General features: G+C 64.6%; 19 protein-coding genes (1 of these 19 only partly in view). 7 read left to right on the forward strand and 12 right to left on the reverse strand.

Translation table 11 applies throughout. From position 1 onward, the window contains the following. From ACVWZM_RS25250 to ltrA, 3 genes are all read left to right on the forward strand, one after another. Positions 1-409: the 3' portion of a hypothetical protein gene (locus ACVWZM_RS25250; RefSeq protein WP_456855194.1), read on the forward strand. It extends 347 nt beyond the left edge of the window; only the last 409 of its 756 coding nucleotides appear in the window; its start codon lies off the left edge, out of view; its stop codon occupies positions 407-409. Between the two features lie 249 nt (positions 410-658). Then, complete coding sequence (locus ACVWZM_RS25255) at positions 659-1,294, forward strand: hypothetical protein (protein WP_057017853.1); 636 nt, start codon at positions 659-661, stop codon at positions 1,292-1,294. Between the two features lie 1,119 nt (positions 1,295-2,413). After that, the gene (gene ltrA, locus ACVWZM_RS25260) at positions 2,414-3,790 is read left to right on the forward strand and encodes a group II intron reverse transcriptase/maturase (RefSeq protein WP_456835305.1); all 1,377 of its coding nucleotides are present in this window, start codon (positions 2,414-2,416) and stop codon (positions 3,788-3,790) included. Positions 3,791-4,069: 279 nt separating this feature from the next. On the opposite strand, the gene ACVWZM_RS25265 is transcribed toward ltrA, so the two are convergent. Continuing rightward, positions 4,070-5,158, reverse strand: a complete 1,089-nt coding sequence (locus ACVWZM_RS25265) for a TRAP transporter substrate-binding protein (RefSeq protein ID WP_057017852.1) — start codon at positions 5,156-5,158, stop codon at positions 4,070-4,072. A 308-nt stretch (positions 5,159-5,466) separates the two neighbouring features. On the opposite strand from ACVWZM_RS25265, the gene ACVWZM_RS25270 reads away from it, so the two are divergent. Continuing rightward, positions 5,467-6,552 (forward strand): NAD-dependent epimerase/dehydratase family protein, encoded by a 1,086-nt coding sequence (locus ACVWZM_RS25270; protein ID WP_057017851.1) that lies wholly within the window; start codon positions 5,467-5,469, stop codon positions 6,550-6,552. Positions 6,553-6,766: 214 nt separating this feature from the next. Here ACVWZM_RS25270 and ACVWZM_RS25275 read toward each other — a convergent pair whose 3' ends face one another. The 5 genes from ACVWZM_RS25275 to ACVWZM_RS25295 form a co-directional block, all read right to left on the reverse strand. Then, positions 6,767-8,074: an NAD(P)H-dependent oxidoreductase gene (locus tag ACVWZM_RS25275; RefSeq protein WP_456855195.1), complete on the reverse strand. Its 1,308-nt coding sequence runs from the start codon at positions 8,072-8,074 to the stop codon at positions 6,767-6,769. A gap of 127 nt (positions 8,075-8,201) precedes the next feature. Next, complete coding sequence (locus tag ACVWZM_RS25280) at positions 8,202-9,002, reverse strand: phytanoyl-CoA dioxygenase family protein (RefSeq protein ID WP_050425629.1); 801 nt, start codon at positions 9,000-9,002, stop codon at positions 8,202-8,204. A 47-nt stretch (positions 9,003-9,049) separates the two neighbouring features. Further along, complete coding sequence (locus tag ACVWZM_RS25285; protein WP_057017850.1) at positions 9,050-9,724, reverse strand: GntR family transcriptional regulator; 675 nt, start codon at positions 9,722-9,724, stop codon at positions 9,050-9,052. Between the two features lie 236 nt (positions 9,725-9,960). Then, complete coding sequence (locus ACVWZM_RS25290) at positions 9,961-11,211, reverse strand: M20/M25/M40 family metallo-hydrolase (RefSeq protein WP_057017849.1); 1,251 nt, start codon at positions 11,209-11,211, stop codon at positions 9,961-9,963. A 64-nt stretch (positions 11,212-11,275) separates the two neighbouring features. Beyond that, on the reverse strand, positions 11,276-12,142 hold the full coding sequence (locus ACVWZM_RS25295) for a sigma-70 family RNA polymerase sigma factor (RefSeq protein WP_057017848.1): 867 nt from the start codon (positions 12,140-12,142) through the stop codon (positions 11,276-11,278). 110 nt (positions 12,143-12,252) lie between these two features. On the opposite strand from ACVWZM_RS25295, the gene ACVWZM_RS25300 reads away from it, so the two are divergent. Then, on the forward strand, positions 12,253-12,708 hold the full coding sequence (locus ACVWZM_RS25300) for a carboxymuconolactone decarboxylase family protein (RefSeq protein ID WP_028341912.1): 456 nt from the start codon (positions 12,253-12,255) through the stop codon (positions 12,706-12,708). Positions 12,709-12,877: 169 nt separating this feature from the next. Here the strand turns inward: ACVWZM_RS25300 and ACVWZM_RS25305 are convergent, their stop codons facing one another. After that, positions 12,878-13,687, reverse strand: a complete 810-nt coding sequence (locus ACVWZM_RS25305) for an alpha/beta fold hydrolase (RefSeq protein WP_057017847.1) — start codon at positions 13,685-13,687, stop codon at positions 12,878-12,880. 144 nt (positions 13,688-13,831) lie between these two features. On the opposite strand from ACVWZM_RS25305, the gene ACVWZM_RS25310 reads away from it, so the two are divergent. Next, the gene (locus ACVWZM_RS25310) at positions 13,832-14,374 is read left to right on the forward strand and encodes a methylated-DNA--[protein]-cysteine S-methyltransferase (RefSeq protein WP_057017846.1); all 543 of its coding nucleotides are present in this window, start codon (positions 13,832-13,834) and stop codon (positions 14,372-14,374) included. Between the two features lie 229 nt (positions 14,375-14,603). Here the strand turns inward: ACVWZM_RS25310 and ACVWZM_RS25315 are convergent, their stop codons facing one another. The 5 genes from ACVWZM_RS25315 to ACVWZM_RS25335 all read right to left on the reverse strand — a co-directional run bounded on the left by ACVWZM_RS25315 (position 14,604) and on the right by ACVWZM_RS25335 (position 18,351). Next, complete coding sequence (locus ACVWZM_RS25315; protein ID WP_456855196.1) at positions 14,604-15,467, reverse strand: MBL fold metallo-hydrolase; 864 nt, start codon at positions 15,465-15,467, stop codon at positions 14,604-14,606. Positions 15,468-15,539: 72 nt separating this feature from the next. Next, a complete protein-coding gene (locus ACVWZM_RS25320) occupies positions 15,540-15,713 on the reverse strand; it encodes a hypothetical protein (RefSeq protein WP_156436273.1) in 174 nt (57 codons plus the stop codon). 33 nt (positions 15,714-15,746) lie between these two features. Beyond that, a complete protein-coding gene (locus ACVWZM_RS25325; protein WP_057017844.1) occupies positions 15,747-16,361 on the reverse strand; it encodes a glutathione S-transferase family protein in 615 nt (204 codons plus the stop codon). 158 nt (positions 16,362-16,519) lie between these two features. Continuing rightward, a complete protein-coding gene (locus ACVWZM_RS25330; RefSeq protein ID WP_057017882.1) occupies positions 16,520-17,362 on the reverse strand; it encodes a fumarylacetoacetate hydrolase family protein in 843 nt (280 codons plus the stop codon). A 140-nt stretch (positions 17,363-17,502) separates the two neighbouring features. Then, positions 17,503-18,351, reverse strand: coding sequence for an MBL fold metallo-hydrolase (locus tag ACVWZM_RS25335; RefSeq protein WP_456855197.1), 849 nt, complete (start codon positions 18,349-18,351; stop codon positions 17,503-17,505). A gap of 119 nt (positions 18,352-18,470) precedes the next feature. On the opposite strand from ACVWZM_RS25335, the gene ACVWZM_RS25340 reads away from it, so the two are divergent. Continuing rightward, positions 18,471-18,884 carry a DUF3775 domain-containing protein gene (locus ACVWZM_RS25340; RefSeq protein ID WP_456855198.1) on the forward strand — a complete coding sequence of 138 codons (414 nt, stop codon included), beginning with the start codon at positions 18,471-18,473 and terminating at the stop codon, positions 18,882-18,884. Positions 18,885-18,921 lie beyond the last annotated feature (37 nt).

Genomic DNA, 18,921 nt, shown 5'->3' on the forward strand with positions numbered 1-18,921 from the left:
CTCCTTCTCGGTGCTGCTGCCGATTCCGTTCAATGATTTCACCACGCGCGACGCGCAGACCGGTGAGACCACGCATGTGGTCGGCGGCAAGAGCTCCGAAGGAATCAAGTTTGTCGCGGTCGAACTGCCGCCCGGCAACAAGCCGCCGCCGGATCTCGCTTCAATCCCGAAAACGCTGGCCGCAAATCCGGCGAACAAGGTTTCCGACGTCGGCCGCAGGACAAGCGGCGATGCCGAGATTCTGACCCTGACGGTGAGCGATGGCGGCAAGACCATGTACATGCGCTGCATCGATGCGAAGGGCACGCGCTACACATTGACGATCGAGTTTCCCAATGCCTATCGGGACCTGGTCATTGCAAACAAAGACAGGTTCTTCGAGTCATTCAAGCTGAAGAAGAACTCTTGAGCGGCTGACCGTCAGCGCTCGCCGTGCACGGGTGCGCATAGACCTCGGCCACGCCGCTGATCGCCATCCCATTGTGCTGCTCGACTGCTGGCTGGGCATGGCGATCAACACTCCTTGAACGCTTTGTGATGATTCGGCCACGATTGACCTTCATCGTCTACGACCAAAGTTCATGGGCCGTTCATTTCGATTTCCGTACCTGTTCCACCCAAGAAGCTCGGCAAAACCTGCCCCAACAAGGAGACTTCCATGCGTGAGATCGTCCGTCCCGTAACTGCTGCGCTGAGCGTCGCGTGTCTTGCGATCGCCATGACCGCGGCGTCGAACAGCGGCGCATTCGCGCAGGCCAAGCAGCAGCAGATGGCGCCGCCGGCCAAGCAGCCCGCGCAAGCCGCGCCACCCGCGCAGGCTGCGGCTCCGGCACAGGACCAGGCCCCGCCGATCAAGCAGATCGCGCTGACCGACAAGCAGGTCGATGGCGCGCTCGCCGCAGCCAAGGAAATGGACCCGATCACCGCGAAGCTTTCCCAGGACGCCAAGCCGGATCCGAAGATCGTCGGCCAGCTCGAGGGCATCGCCAAGAAGAACGGCTTCGCCAGCTATGACGAGTACAACAACGTCGTCGACAACATCTCGCTGGTGCTCGGCGGCTTCGATCCGCAGACCAAGAAGTATATCGGTCCCGAGGCCGTGCTGAAGGCGCAGATCGCCCAGGTCCAGGCCGACAAGAAGATGTCGGCCAAGGACAAGAAGGACGCGCTCGCCGACCTCAACGACGCGCTGAAGTCGCCGCCGCCCGCGGTCGAGAACAAGGGCAACATTGATCTCGTGACCAAGAGCTACGACAAGCTGATGGAAGAGTTCGGCGGCAGCGACGACAATTAATGCGTCGCATCGAATCAGGAAGAGAGCCCCGGAGAAATTCTCCGGGGCTTTTTTATGGTGTGCCGAGCATGTTCGACAGCTTGGAGGTGGAAGTCCTTTACCCAGCCTGATGGCGGCGAAGGGTTAGCGAAGCGCAAGGGCGTCATCGCGAGGTGGGGTCTGAAGGAAGCGTGGAGCAAACCTGCGGCCCGATGGACAAAAACCGGATAACGAGGCCTACCCAACCGGACGAGCGAGCCAATGATCGCAAAGTCCACAGTCATCAAGGGTTGGGGTGGTAAATCCGGCGGGCGTGCAGGGAAGGCGGTCGAACTTACCTCGGGAGATCTTCGGCGTGTCCGGGCGACCGGACTGAGCGGGCCGCAAGGTCCGTGATCGCGACGGAGAAGTCAGCAGACGGCATAGTAGGCGGAACGAGTTTCGCTGAAGGCCCGAACGCTGGAAAGACGTTTGGATGTGGAAGCCTCGAGCCGGCCATGCGGCTGAAATCCAGGTCACTGGCCTTTGGAGCGGCGGGAAAGGGTGAAGCCCGGACGGCGCCGCTCAAAGGGGCCGAAGCCGACACGACGGAGACCACTATCTGAGCCTCTGGCGCGGACGCAAAACAAACCGTTCGCGCTTAATCCGGTGAACCGCCGTATACGGACCCGTATGTACGGTGGTGTGGGAGGGGAGAGTCGCGAGACTCCCCCTATCCCGATTGTGCCGAGTATGAACGACAGCTTGGAGGTGGAAGTCCTCTATCCAGCCTGATGACGGCGAAGGATTAGCGAAGCGCAAGGGCGTCATCGCGAGGTGGGGTCTGAAGACAGCGTGGAGCAAAGCCGCGGCTCGATGGACAATTACCGGATAACGAGGCCTACCCGGCCGGACGAGCGAGCATGTGATCGCGAAGTCCATAGTCATCAAGGGTCGGGGTGGTAAATCCGGCGAGCGTGCGGTGAAGGCGGTCGGTCTTACCTCGGGAGGTCTGTGCTGTGTCCCGGTAACGGGACTGAGGTCGTCGTAAGGCGACTTGACCGCAGCGCAGAAGTCAGCAGCGGGCATAGTAGGCGGTGGCGTGCCGTCGAAGGCCCAAACGGTGGAAGTGGCCAGTAGAACGGTGATCTCGCGCGAGCCATGCGGCAGAAGAATCAGGTCGAGCTGAACTTGGGCACCGGAGCGAAGGGTGAAGCCCCGAACGCCGCCGCCCAAGAGTCCGAAGCGCGCGCGGCGGCCACCGCCCTCGAACGCCCGGCGGCCGCAGGGCCGTCGATGGAAGCGGTAATCGAGCGTGAGAACCTGAAGACGGCGTTGGCGCAAGTGACGCGCAACAAGGGCGCGGCGGGCGTCGATGGGATGACCGTCGATGAGTTGCCGGCCCACCTGAAGGAGCACTGGCTAGCGATCCGAGCCCAGTTGCTTGAGGGCACCTACAAGCCGCAGCCGGTGCGGCGGGTGGAGATACCGAAGACGTCGGGCGGCCTGCGGCCGCTCGGCATCCCGACGGTGCTCGACCGCTTGATCCAGCAGGCGGTGATGCAGGTGCTGCAGGCGGATTGGGACGGGACGTTCTCCGAGACCAGCTTCGGCTTCCGGCCGGGGCGCTCGGCGCATCAGGCGGTGGAACGGGCGCAGACGTACATTGCGGCCGGCCGCAGCTTCGTGGTGGACATCGACCTGGAGAAGTTCTTCGACCGGGTCAACCACGACATCCTGATGAGGCTCGTTGCCAAGCGGGTGACTGACAAGCGCCTCCTGAAGCTGATCCGCGGATTCCTGAATGCGGGTGTGCTGGAGAGAGGGCTGGTCAGTCCGACGGAAGAGGGTACGCCGCAGGGCGGTCCGCTCTCGCCGCTATTGTCGAACCTGATGCTGGATGTGCTGGACAGGGAACTGGAAAGACGCGGCCATCGCTTCGTGCGCTACGCCGATGACTGCAACATCTATGTGCGCAGTCGGAAGGCGGGCGAGCGGGTGCTGGCGGGCATCGAACGGTTCCTCGAAAAGCGCCTCAAGCTCAAGGTCAACAAAGCCAAGAGCGCGGTCGCCAAACCGAGCGTTCGCAAGTTCTTGGGCTTCAGCTTTATCGGTGGGAAAGAACCGCGTCGGCGCATCGCGCCGCAGGCACTTGCCCGCTTCAAGGCGAAGGTCCGAGGACTGACACGACGCACCTGCGGCCGAAGCCTCGCGCAGATTGCCAAGGAACTATCGCGCTATCTGATCGGATGGCGCGGCTACTTCGGCATCTGCCAAACCCCGTCGGTGTTGCGCACACTTGACGAATGGCTCAGGCGGCGGTTGCGCGCCATCGCCTGGAAACAATGGAAGCGCGGTGACACTCGCTTTGCCGAGCTGCGACGCTGCGGCGTCGGCCGGGATCTGGCGGCACAAACCGCCGGCAGCCCGCATGGCCCTTGGCGGCTCGCGAACAGCCCCGCGCTCACCATCGCCATGCCAATCGCGTTCTTCAGGGCACTCGGCTTGGCTTCCGTCGCGGCACAGCAGCCCGCATAATCCACCGAACCGCCGGATACGGACCCGTATGTCCGGTGGTGTGGGAGGGGAGAAGCCGCGAGGCTTCCCCCTATCCCGATTGTCTCGGAACGCGCCCGGCTCAAGATGAACGAAATAATAAGCGCTGCTCCAGCCCCGTCATTGCGAGCCAACGGGTCGCGCGAACGCGCGCCCGATGACAGGCTCCGCGAAGCAATCCATCTCATCGCAAGCGGAGAAATGGATTGCTTCGTCGCTATCGCTCCTCGCAATGACGGCAGTGTAAAGCCATCGTCCGGCTCAGGTGCGCGTGCGCATCCGCATCATGAAGCTGTCGAACGAGAGCTCGGCGACCTGCATCCAGGCCAGCGATTCGTTGCGATAAGCGGCCAGGCTCGCATGCATCTTGCCGAAATGCGGATTGCTCTTGGAAAGATCCGCGTAGATCTCGTTGGCCGCGTTGTAGCAGGCTTCCAGCACCTCCTGCGGGAATGGCCGCAACTGCGCGCCGGCCACGATCAGGCGCTTCAGCGCCGGCGGGTTGACCGCGTCATATTTGCCGGTCACCCAGGTGAAGGTGTCCTCGGAAGCCGCCTGGATCGCTGCCTGATAGTGCTTCGGCAGCGCGTTCCACTTGTCCTTGTTCATCACATTGTGGCCCTGGCCGGTGCCTTCCCACCAGCCGGGGTAGTAGTAGAACTTCGCGACCTTGACGAAGCCGAGCTTCTCGTCGTCATACGGCCCGACCCATTCGGCGGCGTCGATGGTGCCTTTTTCCAGCGCCGGATAGATGTCGCCGCCGGCGATCTGCTGCGGCACCCCGCCGACCTTGGCGATGATGGTGCCGGCGAAGCCGCCGACCCGGAATTTCAAGCCCTGGAAATCCGCCATCGACTTGATCTCCTTCCTGAACCAGCCGCCCATCTGGGCGCCGGTCGAGCCGGTCGGAATGCCGATGCAGTTGAATTCAGCGAGCAGATTGTTGAGCAGGTCGGTGCCGCCGCCCCATTGCAGCCAGGAAATGTGCTGGCGCGTGTTGAGGCCGAACGGCAGCGACGTGCCGAAGGTGAAGGCGGGATTCTTGCCCCAGTAGTAATACAGCGCGGTGTTGCCCATCTCGACCGTGCCGTTGGAGACGGCGTCCAGCACCTGCAGGCCGGGGACGATCTCGCCGGCGGCGAACGGCTGGATCTGGAACCGGTTGTCGGTGATCTCGGCGACGCGCTTGCAGAAGAATTCACAGCCGCCATAGAGCGTATCGAGCGCCTTCGGCCAGCTCGCCGCGAGCCGCCACCTGACCTCCGGCATCGATTGCGCGACCGCGGGCGCGGCGACCGCCGTCGCAGCCAGGCCGACGCCGCCTGCCTTCAAGAATTCACGACGTTTCATGCGTATCCCTCCTGTGTGCCGATACCTCGACAAGGGGAACGATCTTGGTGCCGTCTTTCTTCGCCGATCGATCGACGTTCTGTGATGAATGTGTCCGGTGGCCCTCGACGGGCTCTTGTTGTGGAAATCCGAGTTTCCGGTTCCGCCGGTCAGGATGATCGTTTGCCGGAGGAAATCAAGCGCCTGCCTTCGTTGCAGGTGCGAAGGACAATCGGCGCTGTCGGTCTCATCCGATACCCGCCGCGATGGCTGCCGGCCCTGCCGCGATCTGCTACGCAGGGCGGGTGGGTTGATGGGAGTTCAAGGACATGGCCAACAAGAAAATCGTGGTTGCCGGCGCAACCGGCCTCGTGGGCAACGCCGCCTTGCGACACTTCGGCGCATCCGACGATTGCGAGCGCATTGCGCTGTCGCGCCGCAAGCCACGCGATCTCTATGGCGCGCGGCATGTGCGAATCGATCTCACCAGCGCGGAGGATTGCTGTCGCGCCGCGGCCGAGCTCGCCGACGCAACGCACCTGATCTACGCCGCGCTCTATGAGGCGCCCAGCCTGGTTGATGGCTGGCGCGATGCCGGCCAGATCGAAACCAACGACCGGATGCTGCGCAATTTGATGGGCGTGCTCGAACCCGTCGCGCCCGATCTCAAGCATGTCGCGCTGCTGCAGGGCACCAAGGCCTATGGCGTGCATGTCCGGCCGCTCACGGTGCCGGCACGCGAGGGCCGTTCGGAGATGTACGAGCAACCGAATTTCTATTGGGCGCAGGAGAATTTCCTGCGCGAGCTGCAGCGGGGCAAGAGCTGGCACTGGAGCATCTTGCGCCCGGTCCTGATCATCGGCGAAGCCATGGGCGGCGCGATGGACCTGATCCCGCCGCTCGGCGTCTACGCGGCGGTGCTGCGCGCGCAGGGCAGGCCGCTGGATTATCCGGGCGGCGCGCCGCGCGTCGCGCAAGCGGTCGATGTCGATCTGCTGGCACGCGCGATCGCCTGGTCGGGTGACGCCGAGGCTGCGCGCAATGAAGCGTTCAACGTCACCAATGGCGACGTCTTCACCTGGCAAAATATCTGGCCGGCGGTCTCTGACGCGCTCGAGATGACGCCGGGCCGGCACGTGCCGCTGTCGCTGGCGCAGGAATATCCGAAATGGATCGCGCAGTGGGACGAATTGCGCAGGACGCACGATCTGATCGCGCCCGGGCTGGAGGAGTTCGTCGGCCTGTCCTTCCAATATGCCGACTACAGCATGCGCTACGGACAGACTGAAGCTGGTCCGCCGTCGATCGTCTCGACGGTGAAGATCAACCAGGCCGGCTTCACCGAGATGATGGATACGGAAGCGATGTTCCGGAAGTGGTTCAGGCTCGCGAAGGCGAGCCGGCTGCTGCCGTAGTATTGAGCCCCGCTCGATCTTCTCCCTCTCCCCGTTCTTACGGGGAGAGGGTTGGGGTGAGGGGCATCCATCCGGCGAGCACTTCGCCGCTTGTTGAGCAGTTTGCCTCGCCCCTCACCCGGATCACACCGGACGATGCTTCGCATCGCCGGGGCGATCCGACCTCTCCCCGCAAAGAGCGGGGAGAGGTGAAGGACGTCCCGTCGTTCGAGCGTCAGCGCGAAAACGCCTGCTCCATCGCCTTGCGCGTCTTGATCGTATCGTTGCTCTCGTCGACCTCGACATCGCTCCAGCGCACGACAGCGCCATGGGCGACGTCGTTCTTCAGCTTCACCCGATGTGCAAGCCCGATCGGCAATGCGCCGGCGGCGAGGCTGGCGGCGGCCGGCATCAGCTTGCCCCACACGGTGTAGCCGCCTTCGCCGTCGAGCATCTCGCCGGCGCGCAGATTGCGCTTGGCCACCGCTGCGACGTCGCCGCGGAAGCCGCGCGGTTGCCCGGTCGGCTCGTTGCGCAGCGCTGCCGACAGCACGGAGATGTTCAGCTCGAGTCCGATCAGATGATACGGCTTGTACATCGCCGCATAGCGGCCGGAGGCGTCGGTCTTGAGGCCGTACTGCTTGAAGCAATCGGCGGCATAATCGTTGGGCGCCTCCAGCACCACATAGACGCCCCAGCGCAGATCACGGAACACCGGACGGCCGTCGCGCTCCAGCGACGACACCACTTCGACGATGCCGGATTTCTCCAGCACGCCGCCCTTGTCGCGCGGCCGCATCACATGCGGCAGGTCGTCGACGCCGCAGGGCGGAAACAGCAATCCCTCCGACGGCACGTCGAGGGTGCAGGCGTTGGCGATCGCCGCCATCTCGATCGCGGATTTGGTGCCGTCGAGGAAGGAGTTGAACATCTGCGGATTCATGCCGGCGGATTGCGCCTCGCCGGCGGTGAGCCCGTAATGCTGCCACACACCGTCCGGCGTGACGTCGTGATAGGCCGGCAGGTACTTTGTGCCCTTGCCGGCGGCGACGACGCGGAAGCCTGTCGCGCGGGCCCAGTCGACCATCTCGGCTGTCAGCGCCGGCTGGTCGCCATAGGCCAGCGAATAGACCACGCCGGCCTTGCGTGCCTCCTCGGCGAGCAGCGGCCCCGCCAGCACATCGGCCTCGACATTGACCATCACGACATGTTTGCCGGCGGCAATCGCCGCGCGGGCATGGCGGATGCCGACGGCGGGATTGCCGGTCGCTTCCACCACGACATCGAATGCGCCGCCGGCGATCGCACGCGCGCCGTCGTCGGTGAAGGTGGTGGCGCTGATCCGCGCGTCGTCCCAGCCGACCGTGCGGCACGCCTCGCGGGCCCGGTCACGGTCGAGATCGACGATCACGGGCACCTCAAGCCCCGGCGTGTGCGGCACCTGCGACAGGAACATCGAGCCGAATTTTCCGGCGCCGATCAGGACGACGCGCACCGGCTTGCCGGCGGCGGCGCGGGTTTTGAGGAGGTGATGCAGGTTCATGATGCTTTCCAAAGGGTCGTTCCGGGGCGCGTGAAACGCGAACCCGGAACCTCGAGATTCCCCGATGCGCAATTGCGCATCTGCGGTTCGACGCTAACGCACCGCCCCGGAATGACGGTCGAAGACTTTACTCCGCCGCCTGCCGCGGTGCACGAGCGAGCCGCAGCAGCGCGTCGTCGGCGACGGTCTGGATCGGCGTGAAGTCGCGGTGCGCGATGTAGTCGGGCCGCGTCGGGGTGCGGATGTAATTCGAGACCGCGTTCAGCGTCAGGTAGACGATCTTGCGCGGGTAGGGCGTGATGTTGCCGCTCGATCCGTGCACCAGATTGCCGTGGAACATCAGCATGCCGCCGGGCTTGCCGGTCGGCGCGACGATGCCGCCCTGCTTCACCAGGCGGGTCACGGTTTCCTCGTCCAGCGTCCACAGCGGATAGGATGTGGTTTCGAGATCGTGCGAGGCTTTCAGATCGCCCGCGGTCTGGCTCTGCGGCACCAGCATCAAGGGGCCGTTGATCGGCATCACCTCGTCGAGGAAGATCGCGATGTTCATCGCGCGCGGCTCCGGCATGCCGTCATCGCGCTTCCAGGTGCCGTAGTCCTGGTGCCACTGCCAGACGTCGCCGGTGAAGGCCGCCTTCGCGTTGATCTTGAACTGATGCATGTAGACCTTCTCGCCGAACAGCTGCTCGATGGGATCGATCATGCGCGGATGCGCGCCGAGGGTGCCGAACGCCTCATTGTAGAGATGCGCGGCGAAGGCCGTGCGCGGCGCGCCGCTCTTCTCGCGCCACACCTCGGGGCGGTTGGCGTCATAGATCGAGACTGCTTCGCGCGCGAGGAAGTCGACCTCTTCCTGGCTGAACAGCTCGGGCAGGAACAGCCAGCCTTCGCGATGGAAAAATTCGACCTGCTCTTGGGTCAGTTTCATGGTGCTTTCCTCCTGTTGTTATTGTCATCCGGGGCGATGCGTGAACGTCACGCCGCCACGTCGATTGCCCTCAGCTTCTCTTCGGTCATCCGTCCTGCCGTCTGCGCATGCGCCAGCGCCGCGGCTTCTGCCGCTGCGGCATTGCCGGAAAAAACATGCGCGGCGATGGTCTCGTGCTCGGTCCAGGCGCTGCCGCGGTAATCGAGCTCGGCGAGCACGGTCGCCATCGAGCGGCGCATATGCGGCCATTGCGGCGCGATCATCTCCTCGATCGCGGAATTGCCGGCGAGGCGATAGATCGCGCTGTGGAAATCGACGTCGAGTGCGATCAGGCGCGCCAGCGGCGTGCCGTCGTCGATCGCGCGTCCGGCTTCGAGCGCGGCTTCGAGTTGCGCGCGTGCCGCGGCATCTTCCTTTACACGCGTAGCGGCAAGCCGTGCCGCCAGCGCATCGATGGCGCCGCGGACTTCATAGAGTTCGCGGATGCGCTGCGGATCGAGCTGCGTCACCTCGAAGCCGCGTTTGCCGCTCTCCGCGACAAGGCCCTGGCGATGCAACAGATGCAGGGCGTGCGAAATCGGCTGGCGCGAGACGCCGAGCCGATCGGCAAGTTCGTTCTGGGTGATGCGCTGGCCAGGCAGCAGCGTGCGGTCGATGATCGCTTCGAGCAATCGCCCGTAAACCTGGTCGATGAGGTTTGGAAGCGGGTCCAACGGGATCATACCGACCGTCCAGCTTTGGAATACGGAATTCCGTATTCGAAAATGAGGTTACTGCGGGTTGGGGGAGCGGTCAAGGCTCCGGTTTGCGACCACGCTAAGCGATTGAGAATGGGCCTGTTTTTGACCGGGCCGCGCTGCGACAGCCGTCCCAACGTCGTGATGGCCGGGCTTGGATGCCGGGACCAGAGCCGCGGATGCCCGGGACAAGCCCGGGCATGACGAGTTTTTCGGAAACGCTACTTCGCCTTGCCCAGCTCCATCAGTATTCGCGTCATCAGATAGAGCCGCGGCACGATCGAATTGGTGTCGATGTATTCGTCGCGGGCGTGATAGCCCCAGCCGGCGAGGCCGAAGCTTTCGACCACGACCGCCTTGCCGCTGCGCGCGGCGTAGCCGGCGTCGGTCGCGCCGCCGGTCATTTCCGCGATGTCGAGCGTGCGCCCGAGCTCGGTGTAGATCGCCTGTCCCTGCCTGGCGAGCGCGCGGCCGCGATCATCGGCGACGAACGGCGGACGGCCCGCGACGACCTTCACGGTCACCTCGGTGTCCGCGATCAGTCTGTTCTTCACCTTCTCGTCGAGCGCGGCCTGCAGCTTTTGCACGCCGTCGGGAATGGTGAGGCGGATGTCGGCGCCGGCGGTGGCATGATCGGGGATCTGGTTGCGCACAGTGCCGGCCTTCGCGGTGGTCCAGTTCAGCTGCGTGCCCGGAATCGATTTCGCGATGTCCTGGGTCTGCAGCAATTGATGCGCGAGCTCGATCAGCGCGTTGCGGCCGAGCTGCGGCGCCGCGCCGGCATGCGAGGCCTTGCCTTTCACATCGATCGTGCCGGTGGCGGTGCCGCTGGCGCCGAGCAGCAGGCTTTCATTTTTCGCGACCGGCGGCGCCACCGTCGGCTCGCAGGACAGCACCACGTCGTGCTGGTCGGCGAGCTCTGCGATGATCTCGCCGGAGCCGATCGAGCCGACCTCCTCATCCGGATTGAACGACACCGTGAGCTTGGCGTAATCGCGCCAGCCCGCATCGTTCAGGATCTTGAGCGCATGCAGGATGACGGCGATGCCGCCCTTGTCGTCGGCAATGCCGGGTCCATAGATCCTGGTGCCGTCGACCTTGTAGGGCTGGGTGTCGAGGATGCCGTGCTCATAAACCGTGTCCATATGCGCGATCAGCATCAGCTTCTTCGTGCCGGTGCCCTCAAAGCTGCCGATCACCATGTCGGCGCCGGCGCCCTTCGTGGTCTTGCGCCGCTCGGTCTTGGCGCCGAGCGCCTTCAGCCGTGCCTCGGTGTAGTCGGCCATCTTCTTCAGGCCTTCGACATCGCCGGAGCCCGACTCGATCAGCACCATGTCGTGCAGGCTCTCGATCACGGCCGGCTGGGCCTGCTCGGCGGCCGCACGCAGCTTCTCGTCTGCGGCGGCAAAGGCGGAGGAGGAGGCAAGGGCGAGCAGGCCGGCCGACGCGAGCAATTTGATGGATAGTTTCATGATTGTCCTCCCTGCGCAGATGCAGAGAGACACTAGCATTGCGACTTTGCTGCCTCCAGCTGTGTCAGCTGCGCTCAAGCACCTCGACATCGAAGGTCTCGATCTCCGAGACGTCGGCGGTCGCATCGATCGCCGCGATCCGGTCGCCTGAGATCGTGACCTGCAGCACGACGCGGAGCGCGCCGCCGAAGATGACGGCAACGCCGATCCCGCCGTCGACCAGCGCGGGCCTCGCCGCCTGCGCGCGTCCCCTAAAGCTTTCGGCAACCGCTGCGGCGCCGCGGATGACGGGTAGCGAGCCGAGCCGCTGCGCAGCCTGATCGGCGCGCACCACGACGTCGGGCGCCAGCACGGCCAGCAGTCCTTCGAAATCGCCGTTGCGGGACGCCGCAAGAAAGGCCTCGACGATGCCGCGCTGCCGGCTGAGATCGGCATCCGGTGCGGGCGGCGTGCCCTGCACGCGACGCCTGGCGCGGCTGGCGAGCTGCCGCGCGGCGGCCGGCGTGCGCCCGACGATCGGCGCGATCTCCTCGAACGGTACCGCGAACATGTCGTGCAGCACGAAAGCCAGCCGCTCGGCCGGCGCCAGCGTTTCCAGCACCACGAGCAGCGCGGCGCCGACGGAATCGGCCATCTCGGTCTCGCGCTCGGACGGATTGTCCGCGATCGGCTCCGGCACATGTGGGCCGATCGGCTCCTCGCGGCGCGATTTGCGCGAGCGCAGCATGTCGAGACAGATGCGCGCGATCACCGTGGTCAGCCAGCCCCCGAGATTGTCGACCGCCGCCGTGTCGGTGCGGCCGAGCCGCAGCCAGGTTTCCTGCACGGCATCGTCGACTTCGGCGGTCGAGCCCAGCATGCGATAGGCCACCGCCCGCAGGCGCGGCCGGTTGGCCTCGAACTGCTCGGTGAGAGAATTTTTCTCGTCCATCGGTCACATTCCCTTTGTCCGCTCCGTCATGGCCATGACGAACGAAACTGCGCCGATGTGACAACAGATCGGCACGGCGCCGTCAAAAGGCAATTCAGGAGAATGACATGATGAAAGCCCGCATGAACCACCCTGTGATGGTTGTTCCCGAGGCCATGAAGGCGCTGCAGGCGCTGAGCGAGAGCACCAAGCCAGCTCTGCCGGAAAAGCTGCTGGAACTGGTGCATCTGCGCGCCAGCCAGATCAATGGCTGCAGCGTCTGCGTCGATATGCACCCAAAGCTCGCCCGGCGTGCCGGCGAGACCGACGAGCGGCTGTTCGCGGTCGGTGCCTGGCGCGACGCGCCGTATTTCACCGAGGCCGAGCGCGCCGCGCTGGCGCTGACCGAAGCGGTGACCCGGCTCAGCGACCGCGAGGATCCGGTGACGGACGCGGTGTGGGACGAGGCGGCCAAGCACTTCGACGAGCAGCAGCTCGCGTCCCTGGTGCTGGGTATCGCGGCGATCAACGTCTGGAACCGGCTCAACGTCGCGGTGCGCCAGCCGGTCGGCGCCTGGAAGGTGTGAGAGAGTAGCTTTCTTACTTCGCCTCTCCCCTTGTGGGAGAGGCCGCCACCGATGCGTCGCATCGGTGGCGGGTGAGGGGTCTGCCTCCGCGGAGAGAACCCCTCACCCGGCACGATGCCGCTGCGCACCATCGCGCCACCCTCTCCCACAAGGGGAAAGGGTGCACCGCTTACGCGGAGAGAAACTCCAGCACGATCTCGCAGTAGCGCTGCGGGGCCTGCTCGAACATCGGATGGGTGGTGCCCGGGATCATCTCGGTGCGCGAACCCTTCACATTGGCGGCGAGCGCGTGCAGCACCTTCGGCAGCACGCCCTTGGTGTTGGCGCCGCCGATGAACAGCGTCGGCGTCTTGATCGCCTCCGCGTCCGCCTTCGAGAATGGCGGGCGTTGGTCGCGGGTCTGGCCGATCAGCGTGGTCGCATTGTCGCGCAACAGCTGCTTGGAGGTTGCCGGAATCCGCTTCCACGCGCCGGGGCCTTCGAGCGCGTCCATGAAGATCTGCAAGCCGCCGTCGATGTCGCCCTTGGCGATTTCCGCCGCGCATGCCGCGAAGCGTGCTGCCAGCGGCGAGGGGCCCGGCTTGAAATCTGGATCGAGGGTCTCGTCGAGCTCGCCGCCCGGCTCGGCGAGGATCAGCTTGCGCAACAGGTCGGGCCGGCGCTGTGCGGCGCGGAAGCAGATATGGCCGCCGCGGGAATGCCCCATCAGGTCGACCGGTCTGGTGTCGAATTTTTCGATAAAGGCGATCACATCGTCGACGTGCTGCGCGATCGAATAGGTGTCGCCGATGCCGTCCCAATGCGCCGGGAAGAAATGCCGCAGGCTGACCGCGATCACGCGGTGCCGCCGCGTCAGCGGGCCGAGCACCGCCGACCAGATCCGGAAGTCGCACAGCGAGCCGTGCACGCAGACCAGCGGCGGGCCCTCTCCGACATCGAGATAGGGCATGTCGAAACCGTTGACGTGGAGGCTGTGCATTTTGGGCTCGCGGAGAGGCAGGAGATGTTGTTGATTTGGCCGAAGTTCCCACGGAATTCGGGTGGATAGCAACATTCTCCAAGCCTAGATTCCGGATCAACAGCAGGCTCACGCGAGAGCTGAAGGGAACATCTGGAGCGAGCCATGACCGGCCAGCATTTTGCAATCTTCGAGACCATGATCGGCGCCTGTGGCGTCGTCTGGGGCGAGCACGGCGTTACCGGGGTGCAGCTGCCGATGGGCACCGAGGAGAAGACCCGCAAGCGGATCTTCCAGCGCAACGGCGAGGTCACCGAGGCGGCGCCGCCGGCCGAGGTGCAGCACGCGATCGACGGCATGATCGAGCTGCTCGCCGGCAAGCCGAACGACCTTGCCGACATTGTGCTCGATCTCGACGGCGTGCCGGAATTCAACCGCGGCGTCTACGACATCGCGCGGAAGATCCCGCCGGGCAAGACCGTAACCTATGGCGATATCGCCAAGCAGCTCGGCGGGGTCGAGCTGTCACGCGATGTCGGCCAGGCGCTCGGCCGCAACCCGTGCCCGATCGTGGTGCCTTGCCACCGCGTGCTGGCGGCGGGCAACAAGCCGGGCGGCTTCTCGGCCAATGGCGGCGTCGTCACCAAGCTGAAGATGCTGCAGATCGAAGGCGCGATCGTGAACCACACGCCGAGCTTGTTTGATTGAGGTGCGCGCGCTCTTATCCTCCCCTGGAGGGGAGGATCGGTTCGCATGAAATGCGAACCGAGGTGGGGTGAAGGTCTCTCGTAACGGGCGCTGCCCGCGTTGAGAGATCACCCCACCCCGTCTCACATTGCGCTGCGCCTGATGTGAGCCACCCAGAGAGCGAGCTACGCTCGTCTCGACCCCTCCAGGGGAGGGTGGCAGGGTGCGACTATCGCGAGTTTGGCTCACGTCACACCGTTTCGCACACAAACCCGCTGCCCTTCCGCCTGATCTTGCCAATCGACGGCGAGGGGAAATGCGCGGGGCAGCACAGCGTGTCGGTGTCGCAATAACGCTCCAGGAAGCCGCGCCGCGTCTTCGCGGCTTGCGCCTGGTCGACATCGAACTTCGCCGACAGCTCCGGATAATGCGTCTGGATCGGCGAGTGCATCAGATCGCCCGAAAAGACCGCAGCGTCCTTGCCGCGGCCGAAGGCGACGTGGCCCGGCGTGTGGCCGGGCGTCGGCAGGATGCGAGCATGGTCGCCGATCGCAAAGTCATGGCCGACGATCTCGGCGCGCTTGGCCTCGACCACCGGCAGCACGCTGTCCACGAAAGGCGGGACTTCCGCCTTCGCGTTGCTCTCGGTCCAGTAGTCGAACTCGGCCTTGTCGAACACGTAGCGCGCGTTTGGAAAGGTCGGCACCCAGCGGCCGTTCTCCAGCCGCGTGTTCCAGCCGACGTGATCGACATGCAGATGCGTGCACATCACATAGTCGATGTCAGCGACGGAGAAGCCGGCTGACGCCAGACTGCGCAGATAGTTGTCGTCGGTCTTCATATTCCATTTCGGCCGCGCCGGCCGCGGCTTGTCGTTGCCGATGCAGCTGTCGATCAGGATGGTATGGTGCGGTGTCTTCACGACGTAGGACTGGAACGCCAGGATCAAGGTGTCGCTGTCGTCGAGCGCACCGGTGGCCTGCATCCAGCCGCGGTTCTCGGCGAGCACGTCCGGCGTCAGTCCGGGCAGCATGTCGTGCGCGGGCAGGAACGTGGTCTCCTGCTCGACGATGCGATGAATGGTGAGATCGCCGGCGGCAAACTTCAGGCTCATGGTGATTCCTTGGCGTTGGCGCTTTCGAGCGAGGTGGAGTCCGGTTCGCGTGAAGAAGCGCGCAGGAAAGTTCTAGTGCGCGTCGCGCACGGCGGGAATGATGATGTTGGCAAGGATATCCATCGCCGCAAGGCCTTCCTTCGGCTGGCCGTACCGGGCTGCCGCCGTCATCATCACAAGGTCGAGATCGGAGCCAGGCCGGCGATGCACAAGACCTGCGCCGGGAGGTGAGAGGCGGGGAGGCATTCGCGCGTCACATGCTCCCCGCTGTTGCCGTGGTCACGCCGCCGGCGGCGCCGAGATCTTCACCGACGGCCGCTCCAGCATTTTCTGGTAGAACGCGTCGAGCTTGGGATAGGCCTTGCGCCAGCCGCAATCGGCGAAGCGGAAATCGGCATAGCCGAGCACACAAACGAGGCCGATCTGCGCGATGTCGAACGACGCGCCATCGAGAACATCCGGCCGGTTCTCGAACCGCGCCATGCCGGCCCAGGCCCTGTTCCAGTGATCGTCGTGCCAGGCCTGCCACAGCGAGCCCTGCGGCCGCACCATTTTCTCGTAGCGGCACAGCAGCATGGAATCGAGCATGCCGTTGAGCAGGGAGTGATCGGTCTTCAGCTTCCAGCGCCGCGGGCCGTAGCCCGGGATCAGTCGGCCGCCGCCGAGCTCGTTGAGATATTCGACGATGACGTAGGAATCGAGGATGACGTCGCCATGGTCGAGGATCAGCACCGGCAGTTTCTTCAGCGGCGAGATCTTGGAGTATTCGTCGTTGGCCGTGCCGGGCGCGACGGTCGCCGGCACCAGCTCGATCTTGTCGATCAGGCCAAGCTCGATCGCCGCGATGCGCACCTTGCGGGCGAACGGGGAGGCGGGAGAGAAGGTGAGTTTCATGGAGATGACCTCTTTACGAACACACAGTCGTCATCCTGAGAGACCGTGAATGTATGACTCTCGATGACGCAACATACTCGATGTCGTCCCGGCCTAGTGCGCAATTGCGCACGGGAGCCGGGACGACGAGGGGAGAGATTGCGCTGTATCCCCGAAAACTACGCCCCAACGATTTCCTGGCGCTGCTCGCCGAGGCCTTCGATGCCGAGCGTCACGACGTCGCCGACGTTGAGATATTGCGGCGGTTTCATGCCGGTGCCGACGCCGGGCGGGGTGCCGGTCGTGACGATGTCGCCGGGCAGCAGCGTCATGAACTGCGAGACGTAGGAGATGCACTTCGCCATCGTGAAGATCATGGTCGAGGTCGTGCCGGTCTGGCGGCGCTGGCCGTTGACGTCGAGCCACATCGACAGCTTCTGCACGTCGGCGATTTCATCCTTGGTGACGAGCCACGGGCCGACCGGGCCGAACGTGTCGTGCGACTTGCCCTTGGTCCACTGTCCGAGGCGCTCGATCTGGAAGTTGCGCTCGGAGACGTCGTTGCAGATGCAGTAGCCGGCGACGTGGTTCAGCGCGTCGGCCTCCGAGACATATTTGGCGCGGGTGCCGATGATGGCGGCGATCTCGACTTCCCAGTCGAGCTTGGTCGAACCGCGCGGCTTCTCGACCGGATCGTTGGGACCGGACAGCGCGGTGTTGGCCTTCAGGAAGAAGATCGGCTCGGACGGGATCGGGTTGCCGGTTTCCTTGGCGTGGTCGGAATAATTCAGGCCGATCGCGACGAATTTGGAGATGCCGGTGACGGGGGCGCCCAAGCGCGGCTTGCCGGCGACGGCGGGCAGGGAGGCGGGATCGAGGGCAGCAAGCTTCTTCAGCGATTCCGGCGTGTAGGCATCGCCGGTCAGGTCCTTCAGATGGGCCGAGAGGTCGCGGAGCTGGCCGGATTTGTCGATCAGACCGGGCTTTTCCGCACCCTTTTCGCCATAACGAACAAGCTTCATGTTGATCACTCCCTACGATGTCCTGAGGATTGTTACTGGTATACCTCGACACGCTTCATGGAACAGCGCGCCGGGAAATTCAACCGCCCTGAGCGCGCTGCATTGCTGCCAAGCCTTATTTCAAGGCCATTTCGGTCCAATCAGCCCAGCGCGATAAACCTGAACGCGTCGCCGTCGCGCTTGATGTGGCCGGCATTGAAATGCCCGCCGATCACCAGCGTCGACGTATCGGCAAAGCGCGAGAACAATTCGCGCCGCGTCGCGGCCGATTGCTGCTGGTCGGAGTCCGCGGTCGACGACCAGTCGAGGTGGTACATCTGGCAGGGATGATGCGCGACATCGCCGGTCAAGAGGCCTTCCTCGCCGCCGGACCTGATGTGGATGCTCATATGGCCGGGGCTGTGTCCGGGCGTCGGGATCAGCGTGATCTCCTCGGTCAGCCGGTGATCGCTCGGCACCAGTTCGGCCTTGCCGGCATCCGCGATCGGCTTCACGGAATCGGCGAACACGGCGGCATGCGCGGGATCGTCGCTATGGTCGCGCCAGTGCTCGTATTCGGTCTTGCCGAACACGTAGCGCGCCTTGGCGAAGGTCGGGACCCATTTGCCGCCGACGAGCTTGGTGTTCCAGCCGACATGGTCGACATGCAGATGCGTGCACAGCACGGTGTCGATGCTGTCTGGGGCAAATCCGGCTGTGGTCAGTTTTTCCAGGAACGGATCGCTGCGGTTGTTCCAGATCGGCACGTTGCGGCCCTGCTTGTCGTTGCCGAGCCCGGTGTCGACGATGATGCGGTGCTCCGGCGTTTCCACCAGCAGCGAATGGATCGACATCTTCAGCCGGCCGTCCTCGTTGGCGAAATGCGGGATCAGCCAGGGCAGGCTCTGGATCTCTTCCCGGCCGGCCAGCGGCAGGATGAAGCGGGTGCTGCCGACCGTCTCGAGCTCGACGACTTTCGTGATCCTGACCTTGCCTACGGTCCAGTGCATGCGGCGTGTCCTCTATTTTTTTGTTGCTCTTGCCGGACCATGCGGGTTTCCGCACGCCGACGCAATGGATCAAGTCGGCGCCTCCTGCGTTACCGCCTCGTTGGACGAAGGAGTGTGCAATGCCGGAACTCGCAATCCCCCCTGAAAAGGTCGGCTTCTTGATCGAGAAGGCGCGGGAATTCGACGTCAAGGAGGGGCTCGTCGATCCCGACTCCGGCTCGAACGGCGCCGACGACGACATGATCGATGTGCTGGAGGATGACGGCACCGATCCGGTGGCGCGCGAGATCACCGGCTTCATCAACGCGCTCAGCGAGGACGAGCAGGTCGACCTCGTCGCCCTGATGCGGCTCGGCCGCGGCGACGGCACGATCGAGGAATGGGCCGATCTGCGCCGCGAGGCGGCGCGCGGACGCACCGGCCATGTCGCCAACTATCTGTTGGGCGAGCCGATGCTCGGCGATCTCCTGGCTGAAGGACTCGACGAGTTTGGCCTGGGGCCGAGCGACGAACGCATCACGCCGATCCACTAAGGATGCGGCTCCTTGCTTACCTCGCCCCGCTCGCGGG

This window comes from Bradyrhizobium sp. USDA 4501, assembly GCF_054062115.1.

Bases quoted from the DNA above. Each gene is read 5' to 3' on its own strand.
- ACVWZM_RS25265 (WP_057017852.1), bottom strand. From the start codon at position 5,158: ATGAAACGTCGTGAATTCTTGAAGGCAGGCGGCGTCGGCCTGGCTGCG.
- ACVWZM_RS25330 (WP_057017882.1), bottom strand. From the start codon at position 17,362: ATGAAGCTTGTTCGTTATGGCGAAAAGGGTGCGGAAAAGCCCGGTCTG.
- ACVWZM_RS25335 (WP_456855197.1), bottom strand. From the start codon at position 18,351: ATGCACTGGACCGTAGGCAAGGTCAGGATCACGAAAGTCGTCGAGCTC.
- ACVWZM_RS25320 (WP_156436273.1), bottom strand. From the start codon at position 15,713: ATGCCTCCCCGCCTCTCACCTCCCGGCGCAGGTCTTGTGCATCGCCGG.
- ACVWZM_RS25310 (WP_057017846.1), top strand. From the start codon at position 13,832: ATGACCGGCCAGCATTTTGCAATCTTCGAGACCATGATCGGCGCCTGT.
- ACVWZM_RS25325 (WP_057017844.1), bottom strand. From the start codon at position 16,361: ATGAAACTCACCTTCTCTCCCGCCTCCCCGTTCGCCCGCAAGGTGCGC.
- ACVWZM_RS25300 (WP_028341912.1), top strand. From the start codon at position 12,253: ATGAAAGCCCGCATGAACCACCCTGTGATGGTTGTTCCCGAGGCCATG.
- ltrA (WP_456835305.1), top strand. From the start codon at position 2,414: ATGCGGCAGAAGAATCAGGTCGAGCTGAACTTGGGCACCGGAGCGAAG.
- ACVWZM_RS25270 (WP_057017851.1), top strand. From the start codon at position 5,467: ATGGCCAACAAGAAAATCGTGGTTGCCGGCGCAACCGGCCTCGTGGGC.
- ACVWZM_RS25285 (WP_057017850.1), bottom strand. From the start codon at position 9,724: ATGATCCCGTTGGACCCGCTTCCAAACCTCATCGACCAGGTTTACGGG.
- ACVWZM_RS25275 (WP_456855195.1), bottom strand. From the start codon at position 8,074: ATGAACCTGCATCACCTCCTCAAAACCCGCGCCGCCGCCGGCAAGCCG.
- ACVWZM_RS25290 (WP_057017849.1), bottom strand. From the start codon at position 11,211: ATGAAACTATCCATCAAATTGCTCGCGTCGGCCGGCCTGCTCGCCCTT.
- ACVWZM_RS25305 (WP_057017847.1), bottom strand. From the start codon at position 13,687: ATGCACAGCCTCCACGTCAACGGTTTCGACATGCCCTATCTCGATGTC.
- ACVWZM_RS25280 (WP_050425629.1), bottom strand. From the start codon at position 9,002: ATGAAACTGACCCAAGAGCAGGTCGAATTTTTCCATCGCGAAGGCTGG.
- ACVWZM_RS25255 (WP_057017853.1), top strand. From the start codon at position 659: ATGCGTGAGATCGTCCGTCCCGTAACTGCTGCGCTGAGCGTCGCGTGT.
- ACVWZM_RS25340 (WP_456855198.1), top strand. From the start codon at position 18,471: ATGCCGGAACTCGCAATCCCCCCTGAAAAGGTCGGCTTCTTGATCGAG.
- ACVWZM_RS25295 (WP_057017848.1), bottom strand. From the start codon at position 12,142: ATGGACGAGAAAAATTCTCTCACCGAGCAGTTCGAGGCCAACCGGCCG.
- ACVWZM_RS25315 (WP_456855196.1), bottom strand. From the start codon at position 15,467: ATGAGCCTGAAGTTTGCCGCCGGCGATCTCACCATTCATCGCATCGTC.